This window comes from Butyricicoccus sp. OF27-2pH9A (assembly GCF_027693185.1).
Lineage (GTDB): Bacteria > Bacillota > Clostridia > Oscillospirales > Butyricicoccaceae > Agathobaculum > Agathobaculum butyriciproducens.
In genome coordinates this window covers 88156-105919 of sequence record NZ_JAQEXK010000004.1, presented here as the reverse complement: position 1 = coordinate 105919, position 17764 = coordinate 88156, and the positions used below count along the sequence as shown (strand labels likewise).

The window sequence follows — 17764 nt, the reverse complement described above, 5'->3', positions numbered from 1 at the left end:
TGGTTACAAGATAAAAGGCGCTCCTGAGAGCGCCTTTTGCTTTATGAAATCTGTTCTCCGGTCGGCAGATACAGCGCGTTCACCGCGTCCGTTTTGCCGTTCGGATAGGAATCTACCACGCGGAGACAACCGTTTTCAAAGCTGAGCCGATAATAAATGTCGATCGTGTCCTCGATTTTGATCGTACCCAGCGTTGCGCCGAAGCGGTCAAAGCAGGTAATCGTGTGCTCATCTGTCGGGAGCGCGTACACGCCTGCGCCGTCGGTCGCCAGCAGACCCGGACGTCCGCCGTTCAGAATCGGCTTTACACGGAACAGAACCTTGTTCGTGCCGTCCGCGTCACAGCGGATGTACTCATATTCGGTATTGCTGAGCCAATGGCTGTAAATGTTCTGACCGACCTCATCGAACGCATTCTGATAGGTCTTTGTCAGCTTTCTGCCCTTAAAGTTGTACAGCGCATAGTAGCCTGTATTCTCGGAGTAGATGTAGGTATCACTGTACTGATTGAGATACAGACCGCCCGAGCTGGATGCAATGCGCTTGCCGCCTGCGATAATGGCAGCCGAATTATTGCCCCACACAGTAAAGCGGTCTCCCGCACCATCACGAATCTCCATCTTGCTGCGGTCAAACGCAAAATTCATGCTCCACAGGGTCTTGCCGGTGGTGTCGATGGCACGAATAGTCTTGCCATCCACGTTGACAACCGCCTTGCCGTCCTTGAAGTTGGTCATGCGGTCATAAGTCGCCGTGCTCTTAGTGCCGTCAGCCAGCGCAATGTAGTCCTTACCGTAAGTCACCTTGGTGATGTCCATCGGACACAGCCAGCCTGCCTGCTCGCCGTCTGCGACAAGAATGCGGTAATCCTCCAGTTTTTCGCCGGTTTTGAGGTTCACCACGTCATATTTCGTGCCGTTTTCCATCGTCACACCGGCCCATACACCGAGCATAGTAACATTCTCGAAGGTGCCCTTGGTATCCTTATAATCGGTCAGCAGCTTTTTGCCCTTTGCGTTCTCGATGTGCATCTGCGACCGTGCACCGGCACCGCCCTCATCGTCCATGACAACGGCGTACTCTGCCGCAGTCTCGCCGCTCGGCACCTCGGCATACTTGGTATCATACAGGCGCAGCATGGTCGCAATGGACTGCTCGTGCGTATAGCTGTTATTCGGTGCAAAACGATTGCCGCTGACGCCGTTCATCACGCCGCTGTTGTACGCCCAGTACACATCGCTGCGTGCCCATGCCTGAATGTCCGCGCCGTCCGCGAAAATGTGCGGCATACGGTCCTTCACGCTGTCCTTGGCATTCTTGCGCAGATTGCCCAGACGGTGCAGCATGCTTGCCGCCTGCTGACGGGTCAGCTGCTGCTGCGGTGCAAATTTGCCATTGCCAACGCCGTTTACCACGCCCAGAGACGCACAGAGCAGCACATCCTCGTCCTTGGTATCCGAGAAGGAAACCGCGGTTTTCTCGACGGATTTTACGTTTCCGCTCTTCTCCCAGGTGCGATAAACCGCTGCCGCCAGCGCACAGAAATCCGCACGGGTGATGCTCTGCGTGTACGCCTGATCGACCTGCTCCGGCACAATGCCCGCGTTCCGCGCGGTATCCACCGCCGACTTCGCCCAACTGCTCGGCGCTTCCGCTGCCGCAGCTGCCGTTACAAGCATAGCCGCAGATAAAATCGCTGCAATCGTTCGTTTCATAGAAAATCCTCCTTTTAATTCAGCGGTCAATGATGTATTTTCTTTGTTCCCGGTATCGCGCGCTGTTTTCTGATCGCTGCATTGTATTTGACGTTGGTATCTGCAAAAGGTTCCCAGATTTATCGGGTAATGTCAAAAAAATCATTGACGGTGCAGGTCTGCAGAATACCGTCCGGCGTGTAGCATTCATCCCGCAGGACGCGCTGCTGCTCGTCATACCATATTTTCTCGGTTACGCCATCCTCGCTGACGCAGACTGCGGTGTGCTCGGCGTCGTCATACGTCCACTCGTTGTTCTGCATCATTTCGTAATTCGGATCATGCACATTGTTTTCCATGCGCAGTATGGAACCGCGTGCATCCTTCACCGTGATCCATGTACCGGTCAGCACACCCTCAAAAACCGTACGGGTTCTGGTCGTTTCTCCGGTTTTGGGATTGTATTCCGACACTGTCTGTGACTGCATGTTGCCTGCCGTGTCGTAACTCCGCTTCAGATACGGTTCTTTCTCGTCTCCGCGATAGGTGTAAGTCTCTATTCCGTCCTCATCCTCCGTGCGAACGATACGACCCTGCTCGTCATACTCTGTGTAAGAAACCGTTTTCACACCGCAGGTTGTGGAATACCATGTCATTTTGCTGCCGTTGTAAACCTTGCGTTCACTGGAACTCACACCGAACGGACGCTTGCAATTCAGCGACCAGATCTCGCGGTTCTGCGCATCGTAGCCGGTGATCTTGAGATAGGACCATTCCTTCTCATCCGGTATCACGCGCGTTATCTTTTGCTGTTCAATCCGAGCAGCAGGCTGCATATACGCCAGAAGTGTCCAGTTTTCCGCTGTCGGACGGACATACCGCAGTCCGTTCAGCGATAAGCCGCCGAAAACAGCACCGCAGCAGACCGCAGTGCTCGCCGCCAGCATTCCGGCTCGTTTAAGAATGTTCAGCTTCACCCAAACACCTCCTCAGCGGGTGACATCGGTGTATGTTGTTGTAATCTCACGCGAAAAACCATCCTCCGAAAAGCTATATGCATTTTTTATCCAGCGTCCCTGCTCGTCATACCAGTATTTCTCGGTCGTGCCCTCCGCCTCGTCCACACAGGTGGCCGTGCGCGCGGCATCGTCATACGTCCACTGATAGTCACAGGTTCTCATCTGTCCGCCCGCGCTGACATGCACTTGCTTTACGATGTTGCCATGCGAATCCAGTATGCAGTACTGCGAGGCAAGATAGGTACCATCGTCTTCGTATATGTCCATATTGGTGACGGTACTGCCTGTTTGCGGGTCGGTTTCGGTGATCTTGCGGCCGGTCAACGCGCCCTGCGCGTTGTGCGTTTCCTCCAGATACGTTTCAGTCGCATCGCCGCGGTAGTAATACGTCGATATGCCGCCATAGTCGGTTTCCATACGGATAAGCCGTCCCTGTTCATCATACTGGCAAACCGAGTCCGCTTTTCCGCCCTGACCGAAGAAATACCGCGCCGATGTATTGCCGATGTACACATCACGGCTGCTGCCGACCGATGCCAGCTTGCCGAATGTCGTGCGCGACCAAATCTCGCGGTTCTGTGCATCGTATCCGGTGACAGTGTAGGTCGGGTCGCCCTCACCGAAGTCCATAACGCACTGCTCGATGCGTTCCGCCGGTTCGACCCACGGCAGCAGCCACCAGTTATCTGTCGTTGGCCTCATGTAGCGTAAGCCATTCACCGCCAGCGCCCCGAAAACACCGGCTGTACAGGCGGCAGTTGCCGCCGTCAACATTCCCACACGTTTCAACAGATCTTTTTTCATTATGATCCCGCCCTTCTCTATCCGATTGTCCTGCCTGTCTTATTGATTTCAGTATAGCATAAATTTTTCCGGAAGGATATATCTCTTTATATTTTGAAACAGAAATGTATCATGCAGCGGCAAAATCGTTTGTCCGCGCCTGGTTGTCGGTGATGCGAGAGCGCACTGTACTCCCCTACGATTGCGCGTGTGCAGATGAACTTACAGGCGGTACGCCGAGGTCGGCGCACCCTACGGCAAAGTCTAACATCAAACATAATTCGCAGGTGCCGTCCGCAGCCACCAGACCAACGAGTTGCGCAACACGGGTATGTTGCGCCTGCATAGAGTAAACCGCATGTATAGCAGTAATGTATCTGTCATTGCGAATAGGTTGAGAAAGACACGGAAGTAAAAATCCCTCTGCTGTTCTCCTTTTCGAAGCGGTCGCCGGTCTCTGGTCTGCGCCAGACCAACAAATAAAGGGAAACGGGAGTTAAGAGGGTAGAAACCGTAGGTGTCTGCCCTCTTGCCCACCGCCGTGGGTACGGCGAACTCCTGCGCTCCGCAGAGCGCAACTCTCCGCTTGATTAAAGCGCAAAAAAATCCCGCAGAGAAAACCTCTGCGGGATTTATTATGCTATTTCAGCAAGCGCTTTGCGCGATCTTACGCCTCGGGAGCGTACAGATCCTGCAGGCGCTTCAGGTGAGCGTAACGCTTGGTAGACTCTACCTCGGAACGCTCGAACAGGCCCTCTGCACGATCCGGGAATGCACGGGTCAGTGCGGAGTAACGAGCCTCGTTCATCATGAACTTGCGGTAATCCTCGGTCTTGGGCTCCTTGGACTCCAGAATGAACGGGTTCTTGCCCTCGTCAGCCAGCTGCGGGTTGAAGCGGAACAGGTTCCAGTAACCGCAGTCAACAGCCTTCTTCATCTCAGCCTGGCAGTTGGTCATGCCGCCCTTGATGGAGTGCATCTCACACGGAGCATAGCCGATTACCAGCGACGGGCCCGGATAAGCCTCAGCCTCAGCGATGGCCTTCAGGGTCTGAGCCGGGTTAGCGCCCATAGCTACCTGTGCAACGTAAACGTAGCCGTAGCTCATAGCGATCTCAGCAAGGCTCTTCTTCTTGGTGGTCTTACCGGAAGCTGCGAACTGTGCAACAGCGCCGATGTTGGTAGCCTTGGAAGCCTGTCCACCGGTGTTGGAGTAAACCTCGGTATCGAATACCATAACGTTTACGTCCTTGCCGGATGCCAGAACGTGATCCAGACCGCCGAAGCCGATATCGTATGCCCAGCCGTCGCCGCCGAAGATCCAAACAGACTTCTTAGCGAGGTATTCCTTGTGAGCCAGAACATCCTTGCAGTCCGGGCAGCCTGCTGCTGCGCCCTTTTCGAGCTCTGCAACCAGTGCCTTTGCCGGCTCAGCGTTAGCAGCGCCGTTGTCCTTGGTATCCATGAAGGTGTTGACAGCATTCTTGAAGTCGTCGGTAGCGTTCTCAGAGCCAGCCATAACCTCGAGCTTGGAGATCAGGCGCTCACGGAGAGCTTCCTGACCATAGTACATGCCAAGGCCGTGCTCTGCGTTATCCTCGAACAGGGAGTTAGCCCATGCCGGACCGTGGCCGTTTGCATCAACGGTGTACGGGGAGGTAGCAGCCGGACCGCCCCAGATAGAAGAACAGCCGGTAGCGTTGGAGATGTACATGCGGTCGCCGCAAACCTGAGTGATCAGGCGGGCGTAAGAGGTCTCTGCACAGCCTGCGCAGGAACCGGAGAACTCAAGCAGCGGCTTCTTGAACTGCGAATCCTTTACGGAGTTCGTGGAGATCATGTCGGCCTTCTCGGAAACCTTTGCTACGCAGTAATCAAATGCATCCTGCTGGGCAGCCTCGTCAGCCTGCGGAACCATAGTCAGGGACTTGGTCGGGCAAACGCCGATACATACGCCGCAGCCCATGCAGTCGAGCGGAGATACAGCCATGGTGTACTTGTAAACGCCCTTGCCCTTGCCTGCCTTGATGTCAACCAGCTTGGTGGAAGCCGGTGCTGCAGCAGCCTCTTCCTCAGTCAGAGCGAACGGACGGATGGTAGCGTGCGGGCAAACGTAAGCACACTGGTTACACTGAACACAGGTAGCCTCGTTCCACTGCGGAACGGTAACTGCTACGCCGCGCTTCTCGTAAGCAGCTGCGCCGTGCTCGAAGGAGCCGTCAACATGCTCGCCTGCGAATGCGGATACCGGCAGGGAGTCGCCGTCCATGCGGCCGATCGGCTCCATAACGTCCTTGACCATCTTGACAACTTCCGGACGGCCCTGCAGATCGCGGGTATCAGCCTCGTCCTGTGCGTCAGCCCAGTCAGCCGGTACGTCGATCTTCTTGAATGCGGTAGCGCCGATGTCGATAGCCTTGTGGTTCATATCAACGATGTCCTGGCCCTTCTTCAGGTAGGACTTGGTAGCAGCGTCCTTCATGAACTGGATAGCCTGCTCGCTCGGCATTACCTTAGCTAGTGCGAAGAATGCAGACTGCAGAATGGTGTTGGTGCGCTTGCCCATGCCGATCTCGATAGCGAGGTCGATTGCGTTGATGGTGTAAAGCTGAACGTCGTTCTTAGCAATGTAGCGCTTCTCGGAAGCTGCCAGATGCTTGCTCAGCTCTTCCGGAGACCACTGGCAGTTGATGAGGAATACGCCGCCCGGCTTAACGTCACGCACGATCGGGAAGTGCTTGGTGATGTAGGACGGGTTGTGGCATGCTACGAAGTCAGCCTTGTTGATGTAGTAAGGAGAACGGATCGGCTTGTCGCCAAAACGCAGATGCGAAACGGTTACGCCGCCGGTCTTCTTGGAGTCGTACTGGAAGTAAGCCTGTACGAACTTGTCGGTGTGGTCGCCGATGATCTTGATGGAGTTCTTGTTCGCACCAACGGTACCGTCGCCGCCGAGACCCCAGAACTTGCACTCGGTCGTGCCTTCTGCTGCGGTGTTCGGTGCCGGCTTCTCCTCGAGGGAGAGGTAGGTAACGTCGTCGTTGATGCCCAGGGTGAACATCTTCTTCGGCTCTGCCTTAGCCAGCTCCTCGTATACAGCGAATACGGAGGACGGGGGCGTATCCTTGGAACCCAGACCGTAACGGCCGCCGGTTACTACCTTATCGGTGATGCCTGCATCAGCCAGAGCGGTAACAACGTCCATGTAAAGCGGCTCGCCCTGGGAGCCCGGCTCCTTGGTGCGGTCGAGGACTGCGATCTTCTTAGCGGTCTCCGGGATAGCTGCGATCAGCTTGTCAGCACGGAACGGACGGTACAGACGAACCTTAACCAGGCCGACCTTCTCGCCGTGTGCGTTCAGGTAATCGATAACTTCCTCTGCAACGTCGCAGATGGAGCCCATAGCGATGATAACGCGGTCAGCGTCAGCAGCGCCGTAGTAGTTGAACAGCTGGTAGTTGGTGCCGAGCTTGGCATTTACCTTGCCCATGTACTCCTCAACGATGCCCGGAACAGCTTCATAGAACTTGTTGGAAGCCTCGCGGTGCTGGAAGAATACGTCGCCGTTCTCGTGAGAGCCGCGCATCATAGCGTGCTCCGGGTTCAGTGCGCGCTTGCGGAATGCTTCAACAGCATCCATGTCGCACATTTCCTTCAGATCCTCGTAATCCCAAACCTGAATCTTCTGGATCTCGTGGGAGGTACGGAAGCCGTCGAAGAAGTTGATGAACGGAACGCGGGACTTGATGGTAGCCAGATGTGCTACTGCAGAAAGGTCCATAACCTCCTGCGGGTTGGTCTCAGCCAGCATAGCGAAACCGGTCTGGCGGCAAGCCATAACGTCGGAATGGTCACCGAAGATGTTCAGTGCATGAGATGCAACGGTACGAGCGGAAACGTGGAATACGCACGGAAGCAGCTCGCCTGCGATCTTGTACATATTCGGGATCATCAGCAGAAGACCCTGAGAAGCGGTGTAGGTGGTGGTCAGCGCACCTGCTGCCAGAGAACCGTGTACGGTACCCGCCGCACCTGCCTCGGACTGCATTTCGATTACCTTAACGGTAGTACCGAAAATGTTCTTCTGACCTGCGGCAGCCCACTGGTCAACGCTGTCTGCCATGGGGCTGGACGGGGTGATCGGATAGATACCCGCAACTTCGGTAAACGCGTACGATACGTGCGCGGCCGCAGTGTTGCCGTCCATGGACTTCATCTTTCTTGCCATGTTGATGTCCTCCTATAAAAAATTATAATTCTCAATCGGAATTAAAAGCCCTCGTTTTGGTGTATTTTAACCTAAACTAAGCCTTACCTGCCCCTTCATTGTAGCACTCACGCACAAAGTTGTAAACAGTAAATGTACTATTTTCCGCACTATTTTTCAAATTTTGATAAGCTGTTTCGTATTATGAAACGTATGCAAACTTTTTATCATGGAATTTCTGTGTTTTTTCCGTGTTTTTTATTGCGTAATCTGATGACACATAGTATAGTATTAGATGTATAGTTATCTGGTTATGTCATACGTATCGGAGGGATCGGCATGGTATCTCGCGTATTCTCCGCAGGACTGAGCGGCATTGACGGCTACATTGTCACCGTCGAGTGCTTCCTCTCCGGCGGACTTCCCCGGCTGGATGTCGTCGGTCTGCCGACCGGCGCGGTATCCGAAGCCGGAGAGCGCGTCCGTGCCGCCGCAAAGGCCTGTGCCTTTGACTGGCCCGTATCCCGACTGACCGTCAACCTCGCACCTGCCGACACCAAAAAGGCAGGAACAGCATACGATCTGCCCCTTCTGCTTTCCATTCTGGCGGCAGCGGGCGAGATCGACGCACCGCCCGACAACGCTCTCTTCTTCGGAGAGCTTTCCCTCACCGGAGAGCTGCGGCCTGTCTGCGGTGCGCTTTCCATGGCGCTTGCCGCGCGTGATGCCGGTTTCAAAACCGTGTTCGTTCCCGCGATGAATGCCGCTGAAGCATCCTATGCTTCCGGTGTGACGGTGTTTCCGATCCGTACATTAAATGAGCTTCTCGGACATTTGAACGGCAGAAAGCCGCTCACGCCGTGTGCTCCTCCGCCCAGGCCCGAACCGCAGGACAATGCGCTGGATTTTGCGCATGTGCTCGGTCAGCACGCGGTCAAACGCGCGCTTGAGATCGCGGCTGCAGGCGGACACAACGTGCTTCTTTCCGGACCGCCCGGTTCGGGCAAGAGCATGGCTGCAAAACGCTTTTCCACCATCCTGCCGCCGCTGTCCGACAGCGAACGGCTGGAGGTTATCCGTGTCTGGTCCGCCATTGGCAGAGGGCAGGAGGCGGTCGAGCGTGCCGAACGGCCGTTCCGTGCACCGCACCATAATTCCTCGGCCAACGCGATGGCAGGCGGTTCGGGTGCCGCAGGCCGGCTGCCCGTCCCCGGCGAGATCACGCTCGCGCACCGCGGTGTCCTGTTTCTGGATGAATTTCCGGAATTCCGCCGCGATGTGCTCGAAACCCTGCGCCAGCCGCTTGAGGACGGCAGAGTTACCATCTCGCGTGTTGCCGGTCAGGTGACGTATCCGGCACGGTTTCAGCTCATTGCCGCGATGAATCCCTGCAAATGCGGCTGGTACGGCACGGAACGCTGCACCTGCACCAAGGCCGCCGTTCAGCAGTATCTGCACCGTCTGTCCGGTCCGCTGCTCGACCGAATCGACCTGCAGGTTGCTGTGCAGCCGGTTGAATACGCCGCGCTTGCCGCACGAGGTCAGGCCAGTGAGGAACACTCCGCCGACATTCGTGCCCGTGTGCTCGCCGCGCGCGAGCGGCAGTATGCCCGACAGGGCTCTGACGTGTGCAACGCCGCGATTCCGCCGCCGCAGCTTGCCGAGCACTGCCCGCTGAGCGCGGATGCGTCTCGTATGTTTGCGGCCGCATTTCATCGACTGGGGTTGACCGCTCGTGCGCATGACCGCGTACTGCGTGTTGCCCGCACGATCGCCGATCTAGCCGACAGCAATGTCATCGAGGCTGAGCATCTCGCCGAGGCTCTGCAGTACCGTTCACTCGACAGGGCCGCAGGTTCTTGACAGCTTGTGGAAAAGTCTGTGGACGATGTGTATAAATTTACAATTACTGTAACTTCGTCTAAATTCGACCATTTCGTTTTATTTAAGGCAATACCGCATAATTGAACAAGAGTGATTTGCGAGTAAATTTTGCGTACCGACGAGGCGCAGTTTCACGGTAATACTTGATGTATTACCGTGAAACTGCAACAAAGTCAGGGCACAAAATTTCCGCAAAGCACCGCCGCTTTAATTGTGCGGTGTTGCCTTAACATACTGGTTTGTTTTATCAGCAAGCCAACAACCAGTCAGGAGGAAAAATTCAATGTCTCATCCTATCGCTCGCCGTGCCGGTATGCTTGCGCTGACTGCCGCAATGCTCATGCCAAGCGCGGGAGCATTATCCGATGTGTCCAGCTGGGCGCAGGAAGGCGTTGCCGCTGCGCAGAATGCCGGTCTGGCACCTTCGTCCCTGGCCAACAGTGCCGCTTCCGGCTCTATCACCCGCGCAGAGTTCTGTGCCGTTGCGCTGAACGCCTACAAGGCTGTCAGCGGCAAGGCTGTCTATGTTTCGGGCAAAAAGCCGTTCGAGGACTGCTCGGACCCCAATGTCACCGCAGCTTACCTGCTCGGCATTGTAAACGGCCGCACCAACGGCAACTTTGATCCGGATGCCAAGATCAGCCGTGAGGAAATGTGCACCATACTCGACAACATCCTCACCGCTGCCGATATCGAAGCAACCGAGATCGCAGGTGATGCCTGCATCGAGGATTACCCCGATGTAAGCATGATCAGCGATTACGCAATGCAGCCGGTCGTTACCATGGTCGATCATTCGGTCATCAACGGCATCACCGATACCAGCACGGACACCACCATTCTGGCTCCGTCCGGCACCACCACCCGTGAGCAGGCGCTGATCATGGCAAACCGTTTCTGCACCGCCTTCAAGCCGGATAAGACGCCGATCGCAGCGGTTGACGGCTCCGCTAACCTGCCGACCACCGCCGGTTCTTCCACCTCTGCCGCAACCACCATCACCGGTCTGCCGAAGACCGAGGCCGAGAAGATGACCTACGTTTACGGCGCAGGCAACAGCAAGTACCAGTCCGCAGCTGAGGCTGAGGCTCACATGGTAGAGATCGTGGTTCCGGTATGGCATCTGCAGTCCGACGGCACCAAGGTGGCCTCCAAGGCTTACCTGCAGGTAAACGCTTCGCTGGCTTCCATCTATCAGGCAATCTTTGAGGAGATCTTCAACGGCTCCGAGAAGTTCCCGATCTATGATGTAGGCTGCTACTCGTGGCGCACCGGCGAGCACTCGCAGGGCACCGCAGTTGATATCAACCCGGACGAGAACATGGAAGCTACCATCAACTCGGACGGTTCCCTGTCTCCGACCTGCGGCACCCACTGGACGCCGTATATTGATCCGTACTCCATCCCCGAGGGCGGCGATGTTTACAACGCCTTCACCAAGTACGGCTTCACCTGGGGCGGCAACGGCTGGCGCACCAAGCGCGACTACATGCACTTCAGCTACTTCGGCCGCTAAGCACTACATACGAAATGGCAAAAGAAGGGACGGCTTATCGTTAGCCGCCCCTTATCTTTTGTGAAATTTGTGTAACTTTACAGGAATTTAATTTGCATTTTTAGAATAACATGCTATAATAATATATAGAGTACATTAGTAAGGAGGCATGACATCATGAGAAGACTTTCTATTCCGCAGAAGCCCGACCGTCCGGACATCGACGATCTGATCTTTGGTGATGACCATAAGACGCAGAGCGAAAAGTAACCGCACTTTTTGATCGGTTCCACGCAGGGCTTGCAGAGAAACAGCAGCCGCGTGGTTTTTTTATACCTGTTTTTGAAAGGAAACATATAAAAATGGAATCATCCAGTCCCGCGTCACGGACAAAAACGTAACACCCGAAGCATTTTTAATGCCTCGGGTGTTTTATTTTGGTCGTTTCGATGGTGGTAACGGTGTCGGTATATCGGTCAATCCAAGCAAATATTCCAGATTGACCTGATAGAAACGAGAAAGCAGAATCAGAATCTCCAACGGAAATTCACGCACACCGTTTTCATAATTGCTGTATGTGTTCTGCGCTACCTTTAGATATGCGGCAATTTCACGCTGTTTGATATCCCTGTCTTCGCGCAATTCTTTTATGCGGTTGTGCTCCATATAACCACCTCGCATTTACCTTAACTTATCTCGAAACAGGATATTGACTTTTATCTCATTTCGAGATATAGTGTATGTAAGGTGGTGGAATATATACGACGGGAGGAAAAAGTATGTGGTATGATTTTGAAGCTGCATTTGAGAGTAAGAAATCTGAAGCAGAGGAAATGCTGCACGACGAAGATAAGCTACTGGAATTCATCAGCAAAGTCTTGAAAAAGCTGGATACAATTCCAGTTGTAGGCTCGTTGCTGGGAGATATTCCGCTGTTGTGCATGATTGTTGTCGATTATGTCAAAGGAGAGTATACCGAAATTCCGTTAGCAAGCGTGATTGGCATTATTGCAGCATTGATTTACTTTTTCAGTCCGGTTGATTTGATTCCGGATTGTATTCCGGGGATTGGGTTGTTGGACGATGCGGCAGTTATTGGAATTGCGATTAAGACAGTGGATAATGATTTGCAAGCCTATAGAGAGTGGAAAGGAATGTAATTATGACAACAAGAAAAACAAGAAGTGATTGCACAGTAGGAGCGTTTGAAAAGAAGCATGGTTTACCGTCCGGAGCGATTCGTAATCCAAACGGCAAAGATGCAAGAGCGGATAAGAAAATAGGAAATCTGCGCAAAGATTTTGCAAATGCCAAAAAGAATAAGAAATAATAAAAACCACCACGTTTCCGTGGTGGTTTTTATTATGCAATTTACGGCCGTTTCCTCTTAACCCACTCCTACCTCCTCACTCCTAACTTCTACCTTGCACAATCTCTTCATTCTCAACTCTCCACCCAAAATATCAATTTTAATTACATTAAATAGGTAAAATAAAACCCCACCCTGCCGATGCAGTCCAATTAGTAACCTGCACGACTCATGCAGGTGGGTCCTCTGTTTGATGCCTCTGCGCTTCCAACTTCCGTGTATACCCGGGAGGCCTGCTGCTCAGTATCAAAACTTTCCGAAGTCCCGTACTAAAAATGTGGGTTAAAAAAGGACTGCTGTCGAACAGGGCAGGATCTTACCGAAATAAAATGCTTTGCTTCCGATAACGAAGCTGCGCTGTTTACTCTTATTTTATGCCATCGGTCGGAGAATTACTCCTCCTCTGCCTCGGCGCGTTCCATAACGATGTTGAACACTGCATCTGCGATCTCGTCATCCTCGACCGCCTCGAGCAGCTCTTCGCCGTTCTCCTCAACGATCTGCATGATAACGACCTCTGCATCCTCCTCGATGGAGATTTCTGCAGGGATAAACGCCAGATAGGTCACGCCATTATATTCCACGGTGTCGATATGCTCAAACTCGACCTCGTTGCCGTCCTCGTCGATCAGGGTTACAAAATCATTGCCGTATTCCTCGCTCATGGGTCCGGCACCTCCTTAAATTCATAGTAAAGGGGATCGATCAGGTGTTTCCTGTCCCTTGTATTAAGCATAACAAATTATGACGTATTTGTAAAGCCTTATGTTGTGCATTCAGCACTACACTTTACACGATCATAGTATGTCTGTTGCTGTAATAATCATACCAGTTAAAAAACATGAAATAAAGCCTTGACTTTGCAAATTAATTCTGGTATAGTAGTTGAGGTAACAAGGAAGAAGGCATGTCCTCACCCGCAGCGAAGCAAACGGGTCAATAAAGCACAGAAGCCGCTTTGCGCGCTCTGCGATTTTATTTGGAGGACGGTCTGAATGATCAGTCCTTTTTCTTTTTGTCTTAAACCGATTTCGTTTGGAGGTGCTTACCAATCAGCAGCATGGAACATCAAATCAATGAAGAGATCCGCGACAAGGAAGTTCGTCTGATCGGTGACGACGGCGAACAGCTCGGCATTCTGCCTATTCAGCAGGCACAGGATATTGCCGTAGAAAAGGGCATGGATCTGGTTAAAATCGCGCCGCAGGCTAAGCCGCCTGTCTGCAAGATCATGGATTACGGTAAATTCCGCTTCGAGCAGGCAAAGCGCGAGAAGGAAGCGCGAAAGAATCAGCGTGTCGTGGAGATCAAAGAGATTCGCCTGACGCCTAATATCGACATCGGCGACCTGAACACCAAGGTAAAGAACGCTTGCCGCTTCCTGCAGGACGGCAACAAGGTCAAGGTTTCGGTTCGCTTCCGTGGCCGTGAGGTCACGCACGCGTCGCTTGGTCAGGATCTGCTCCATCGCTTCGCGGAGCTGTGCTCGGAGTGCAGCACGGTAGAAAAGCAGCCCAAGCTCGAAGGCCGCCAGATGCTGATGTTTCTGGCGCCCGCAAAGGACAAGTAAAACCAACGCGCAGATATAGCGCAAATTCAGAGAGGAGCAAAACCTTATGCCTAAGATCAAAACGCACAGCGGTGCAAAAAAGAGATTTTCCGTTACCAAGAACGGTAAGTTCAAGCGCGGTCACGTTGGCAAGCGCCACCTGCTCAACGGCCATGGCAAGACCACTAAGCTGAAGCGCCACCTCCGCAAGGAAGGCTTCGCAGATTCTACCAACGTAGCACAGCTGAAGCGTCTGCTGCCGTACAAGTAAGTTAGAAAACAACATCTTTCATATAGGAGGCAAACACAATGGCAAGAGTTAAGGGCGCAATGATGACCCGTAAAAGAAGAAAGAAGATCCTGAAGCGTGCTAAGGGTTACTGGGGTTCCAAGTCTACCCACTACCGTGTAGCCAACCAGGCCGTAATGAAGAGCCTGAAGTACGCTTACATCGGCCGTAAGCACAAGAAGCGTGACTTCCGTCGTCTGTGGATCACCCGCATCTCTGCAGCTTGCAAGACCTGCGATATCAACTACAGCCGTTTCATGAACGGTCTGAAGAAGGCTGGTATCGACCTGAACCGCAAGATGCTGGCTGACCTGGCTGTAAACGACCAGGCTGCATTCGCTGCACTGGCTGAGAAGGCTAAGGCTGCACTTTAATTGCATAACAAAAACGAGTCTGTGAAAACAGGCTCGTTTTTTTGCATTCAGCGTTCCGATCGGGACGCTGTTTTCATATTCCGCGTTCCTCCGCCCTATACTGTGATGGTAAGGAGTGTGATGAAATGGGCCCATCCATTTACTTAGGCGTACAGGGCTACGGCTGCATCCGTGCCGAGGATAAAGACCGGTTTGCGCATCGGTTTCGGCAGGACGACAGCGTGTGCTGCTATGCCGTGTGCAATAAAGGCCGCTACGCCATCCAGAACCGTCTGCAGGAAGGTCAGGCGTATCATTTGACCATCCGTCAGGGAACGGTGACACAGGCCGTTCTCACCTGTCCGGATGCACAAGGCGTAATCAATGCCGTCAACGGCAATTCCATCACGGTAGACGGCATGCACCTTCCCTGCCGCGCTGTGTTTGAAATCCGCACACGAGCCGGCGGCGCTGTCGTTCTGCCTTGCTTTCTCACCGGCCGGATCGTCGGCAGTTATGCACAGGTATTCGGCGGTATTGCGTATATCCGGCCTGCTCCGCAGATGTATCATCCGCCGGTTCACGGTGTTCCCGGTCAGCGCACCCTGCAAAACCTGCTCAGAACCGCCTTGATGCCTGTCGGCATAGCCCTGTACGTCTACGGCGGCGGCTGGAACCGGCAGGATACCGACTCCGGCAACACCGCTATGCACATTGGTCTGCCGCAAAGCTGGATTGACTTCTTCGACCGTCAGAACGCCTGCTATACCTACCGCAACGACAGCAATCCCGCGCACAGCTACTACCCGACCGGCGGCTGGAACCAGTACGGCTATGCCGGGCTGGATTGCTCAGGCTACCTCGGCTGGACGCTGTACAATACCCTGCATACCGAGAGTGCGTCTGTCTCCGACTGTGACGGCTATGTCGCGCCCGCCGCCGAATTTGCCCATACGCTTGCCCAAAGAGCCTGGGGTACCCTTTCCCGTCAGGACTGCGGCAACGGCCTGCAGGAGCCGTCCTCGTTCCGTCCCGGCGATATCTTCAGCATGGACGGTCATGTATGGCTGTGCATCGGTCCCTGTCGAGACGGCAGCATCGTCATCGCGCACTCTACGCCCTCGCCCAGTAAAACCGATTGTAAAGGCGGCGGCGTACAGCTCAGCGCGCTCAATCCCGCGAGTGATGCGGATAAGGATTGTCAGGCGTATCGGCTTGCAGAACGCTTTATGCAGCGGTATCCGCGCTGGAGTGCAAGGTATCAGGTTCAGCTGCTGCCCTATTCGGTTTATGGGAAGCTGTCGGAGAATCCGCATACAGGGTTGTTCCGGTGGAATGATTTTCTATCGGATAAAGAAGGCGTTCGGGAACAGTTTGCGGAGGAGATTCTGCAAATTGAGAATTGAAAATGGAGAAACGAGTTGCGCGACACGGGTATGTCGCGCCTGCGTAGAGCAGTCGATATGTGTAGCAGTACGGAATCCGGCACTGCGCAGAGGTAAAGAAATGGGAGCACACTGTGCTCCCCTGCGGTAATAAAAATCCTCTGCTGTTCCCCTTTTTCGAAGCGGTCGCCGGTCTCTGATCTGCGCCAGACTAACAAACAAAAGGAAGTGGGAGTTAAGAGGGTAGAAACCTTGGTGTCTACCCTCTTGCCCCGCCGCAGGGTGCGGCGACTTCCCGCCAAAGATTGGCGCCCATTCCTCAATCTTCAGCGAACAGAAAAAGCAAAAAATCCACTTGCTTTCGCAAGTGGACTAACTGGAGCGGCTGACGAGGCTCGAACTCGCTACCTCCACCTTGGCAAGGTGGCGCTCTCCCAGATGAGCTACAGCCGCATATGTGATTTAGAGAAGAAAAGGTGGAGCGGCTGACGAGGCTCGGACTCGCTACCTCCACCCTGGCAAGGTGGCGCTCTACCAGATGAGCTACAGCCGCATATTCCTTTCATCTCGCTTTTGGCTTACCGCCTCAAAGCAAGATTTATTATATCAGGTAACGTGCCCTCTGTCAACACTTTTCTTTCTTTTTTCGCAAATTTTTCCGAAATACAGAAAACCGACGGCACACACCGTCGGTTTTCTCTTTCTCTTTTCCTTTTCAGCTTTTCAGTGCACCCAGACCTCTTCGTGCTCGCCGCGGCGCGGACGATTGAGCAGATGCTTGATCGCCTCCTGTGCAGGCATGCCGCCGTACAGCACGGCGTACATCGCTTCGGTGATCGGCATGGACACGCCCTGCTGCTGTGCAAGGTGATAGCCCGCCTCGGTCGCGTAATAGCCCTCGACCGTTGCACCGACCTCCTTCATCGCCTCCTGCGCCGTCGCGCCCTTGCCGATCAGGATACCGGCACGGCGGTTGCGAGAGTGCATGGAGCAGCAGGTTACGATCAGATCGCCCACACCGGACAGCCCCGCAAATGTCTCCTGCTTGGCGCCCAGCTTGACGCCCAGACGCGCAATCTCGGTCAGACCGCGGGTCATGAACGCCGCCTTGGAGTTGTCGCCCAGACCCAGACCATCCGAAATACCGGCGCCGAGCGCAATAATGTTCTTGAACGCACCGCCCAGCTCACAGCCGATAATGTCGGACGAGGTGTACACACGGAAATTAGTATCGTTCATGAACGCCGCCTGCGTCAGCTCAGCCGCCGCACGGCTCTCCGAAGCGGCTACGATAGCCGTCGGAATGCCGCGTGCAACCTCCTCGGCGTGCGTCGGACCGGTCAGTGCAACGACCGGATTGCTGCCGTTCATCGCGTTCGAGATGGTCTCGGAGAACCGGCAGTAGCCGTGCTTGGAGTCCAGACCCTTGCCGACGTTGACGATAACCGTATGCGGCGGCACGATCTTCGCCAGCTGCTCCGCCGTGCTCGCTACCGCGAAGGACGGCACCGCCAGCACGACCAGATCCGCCTTGGCAGCGCCGGACATGTCAGTCGTAATCTCAATGCCCTCCGGAATGACAACACCCGGCAGCAGCTTCTCGTTGCAGCGCTCGCGGTGCAGCAGGTCACACTCCTCCTGCAGATAGGTCCACGAGGTTACTTCATGTCCGTTCTGGTGCAGCAGCATCGCCAGTGCGATGCCCCAGCCACCGGTACCCAGTACAAAAACCTTCAT

General features: G+C 54.3%; 15 protein-coding genes, 2 tRNA genes and 1 other RNA gene. 8 read left to right on the top strand and 10 right to left on the bottom strand.

Features of this window, described 5'->3' with window-relative positions:
- Positions 1-41 precede the first annotated feature (41 nt).
- The 4 genes from PG722_RS05385 to nifJ form a co-directional block, all read right to left on the bottom strand.
- Entirely contained in the window at positions 42-1715 is a 1674-nt protein-coding gene (locus tag PG722_RS05385) for an S-layer homology domain-containing protein (RefSeq protein WP_270579882.1), read from the bottom strand.
- Between the two features lie 119 nt (positions 1716-1834).
- A complete protein-coding gene (locus PG722_RS05380; protein ID WP_270579881.1) occupies positions 1835-2671 on the bottom strand; it encodes a hypothetical protein in 837 nt (278 codons plus the stop codon).
- Positions 2672-2683: 12 nt separating this feature from the next.
- On the bottom strand, positions 2684-3517 hold the full coding sequence (locus PG722_RS05375) for a hypothetical protein (RefSeq protein ID WP_270579880.1): 834 nt from the start codon (positions 3515-3517) through the stop codon (positions 2684-2686).
- A 646-nt stretch (positions 3518-4163) separates the two neighbouring features.
- On the bottom strand, positions 4164-7724 hold the full coding sequence (gene nifJ, locus PG722_RS05370) for a pyruvate:ferredoxin (flavodoxin) oxidoreductase (protein ID WP_270418093.1): 3561 nt from the start codon (positions 7722-7724) through the stop codon (positions 4164-4166).
- 318 nt (positions 7725-8042) lie between these two features.
- Here nifJ and PG722_RS05365 point away from each other — a divergent pair, with 318 nt between their 5' ends.
- Together PG722_RS05365 and PG722_RS05360 are read left to right on the top strand one after the other, a co-directional pair.
- Positions 8043-9566, top strand: a complete 1524-nt coding sequence (locus PG722_RS05365; RefSeq protein ID WP_270579879.1) for a YifB family Mg chelatase-like AAA ATPase — start codon at positions 8043-8045, stop codon at positions 9564-9566.
- Positions 9567-9870: 304 nt separating this feature from the next.
- Positions 9871-11103 carry an S-layer homology domain-containing protein gene (locus PG722_RS05360; protein ID WP_270579878.1) on the top strand — a complete coding sequence of 411 codons (1233 nt, stop codon included), beginning with the start codon at positions 9871-9873 and terminating at the stop codon, positions 11101-11103.
- Positions 11104-11514: 411 nt separating this feature from the next.
- Here the strand turns inward: PG722_RS05360 and PG722_RS05355 are convergent, their stop codons facing one another.
- Positions 11515-11748: a helix-turn-helix domain-containing protein gene (locus PG722_RS05355; RefSeq protein ID WP_118284956.1), complete on the bottom strand. Its 234-nt coding sequence runs from the start codon at positions 11746-11748 to the stop codon at positions 11515-11517.
- Between the two features lie 113 nt (positions 11749-11861).
- Here PG722_RS05355 and PG722_RS05350 point away from each other — a divergent pair, with 113 nt between their 5' ends.
- Together PG722_RS05350 and PG722_RS05345 are read left to right on the top strand one after the other, a co-directional pair.
- Entirely contained in the window at positions 11862-12242 is a 381-nt protein-coding gene (locus PG722_RS05350; RefSeq protein ID WP_270579877.1) for a YkvA family protein, read from the top strand.
- A 2-nt stretch (positions 12243-12244) separates the two neighbouring features.
- Entirely contained in the window at positions 12245-12412 is a 168-nt protein-coding gene (locus PG722_RS05345; protein ID WP_270579875.1) for a hypothetical protein, read from the top strand.
- Positions 12413-12574: 162 nt separating this feature from the next.
- On the opposite strand, the gene ssrS is transcribed toward PG722_RS05345, so the two are convergent.
- Both ssrS and PG722_RS05335 read right to left on the bottom strand, forming a co-directional pair.
- Positions 12575-12769, bottom strand: a non-coding RNA gene (gene ssrS, locus PG722_RS05340) — 6S RNA.
- A gap of 74 nt (positions 12770-12843) precedes the next feature.
- Positions 12844-13116, bottom strand: coding sequence for a DUF1292 domain-containing protein (locus PG722_RS05335; RefSeq protein ID WP_117492244.1), 273 nt, complete (start codon positions 13114-13116; stop codon positions 12844-12846).
- A 395-nt stretch (positions 13117-13511) separates the two neighbouring features.
- On the opposite strand from PG722_RS05335, the gene infC reads away from it, so the two are divergent.
- From infC to PG722_RS05315, 4 genes are all read left to right on the top strand, one after another.
- Positions 13512-14021, top strand: a complete 510-nt coding sequence (gene infC / locus PG722_RS05330) for a translation initiation factor IF-3 (RefSeq protein WP_118360706.1) — start codon at positions 13512-13514, stop codon at positions 14019-14021.
- A gap of 46 nt (positions 14022-14067) precedes the next feature.
- Positions 14068-14271 (top strand): 50S ribosomal protein L35, encoded by a 204-nt coding sequence (gene rpmI, locus PG722_RS05325; RefSeq protein ID WP_054327617.1) that lies wholly within the window; start codon positions 14068-14070, stop codon positions 14269-14271.
- Positions 14272-14309: 38 nt separating this feature from the next.
- Positions 14310-14663, top strand: a complete 354-nt coding sequence (rplT, locus tag PG722_RS05320) for a 50S ribosomal protein L20 (RefSeq protein ID WP_110436155.1) — start codon at positions 14310-14312, stop codon at positions 14661-14663.
- Between the two features lie 125 nt (positions 14664-14788).
- Positions 14789-16048 carry a hypothetical protein gene (locus tag PG722_RS05315; RefSeq protein ID WP_270579874.1) on the top strand — a complete coding sequence of 420 codons (1260 nt, stop codon included), beginning with the start codon at positions 14789-14791 and terminating at the stop codon, positions 16046-16048.
- 356 nt (positions 16049-16404) lie between these two features.
- Here PG722_RS05315 and PG722_RS05310 read toward each other — a convergent pair.
- From PG722_RS05310 to PG722_RS05300, 3 genes are all read right to left on the bottom strand, one after another.
- A tRNA-Gly gene (locus tag PG722_RS05310) sits at positions 16405-16480 on the bottom strand.
- Positions 16481-16504: 24 nt separating this feature from the next.
- Positions 16505-16580: transfer RNA gene (locus tag PG722_RS05305), tRNA-Gly, on the bottom strand.
- 170 nt (positions 16581-16750) lie between these two features.
- Positions 16751-17764, bottom strand: a complete 1014-nt coding sequence (locus tag PG722_RS05300) for an NAD(P)H-dependent glycerol-3-phosphate dehydrogenase (protein ID WP_117489884.1) — start codon at positions 17762-17764, stop codon at positions 16751-16753.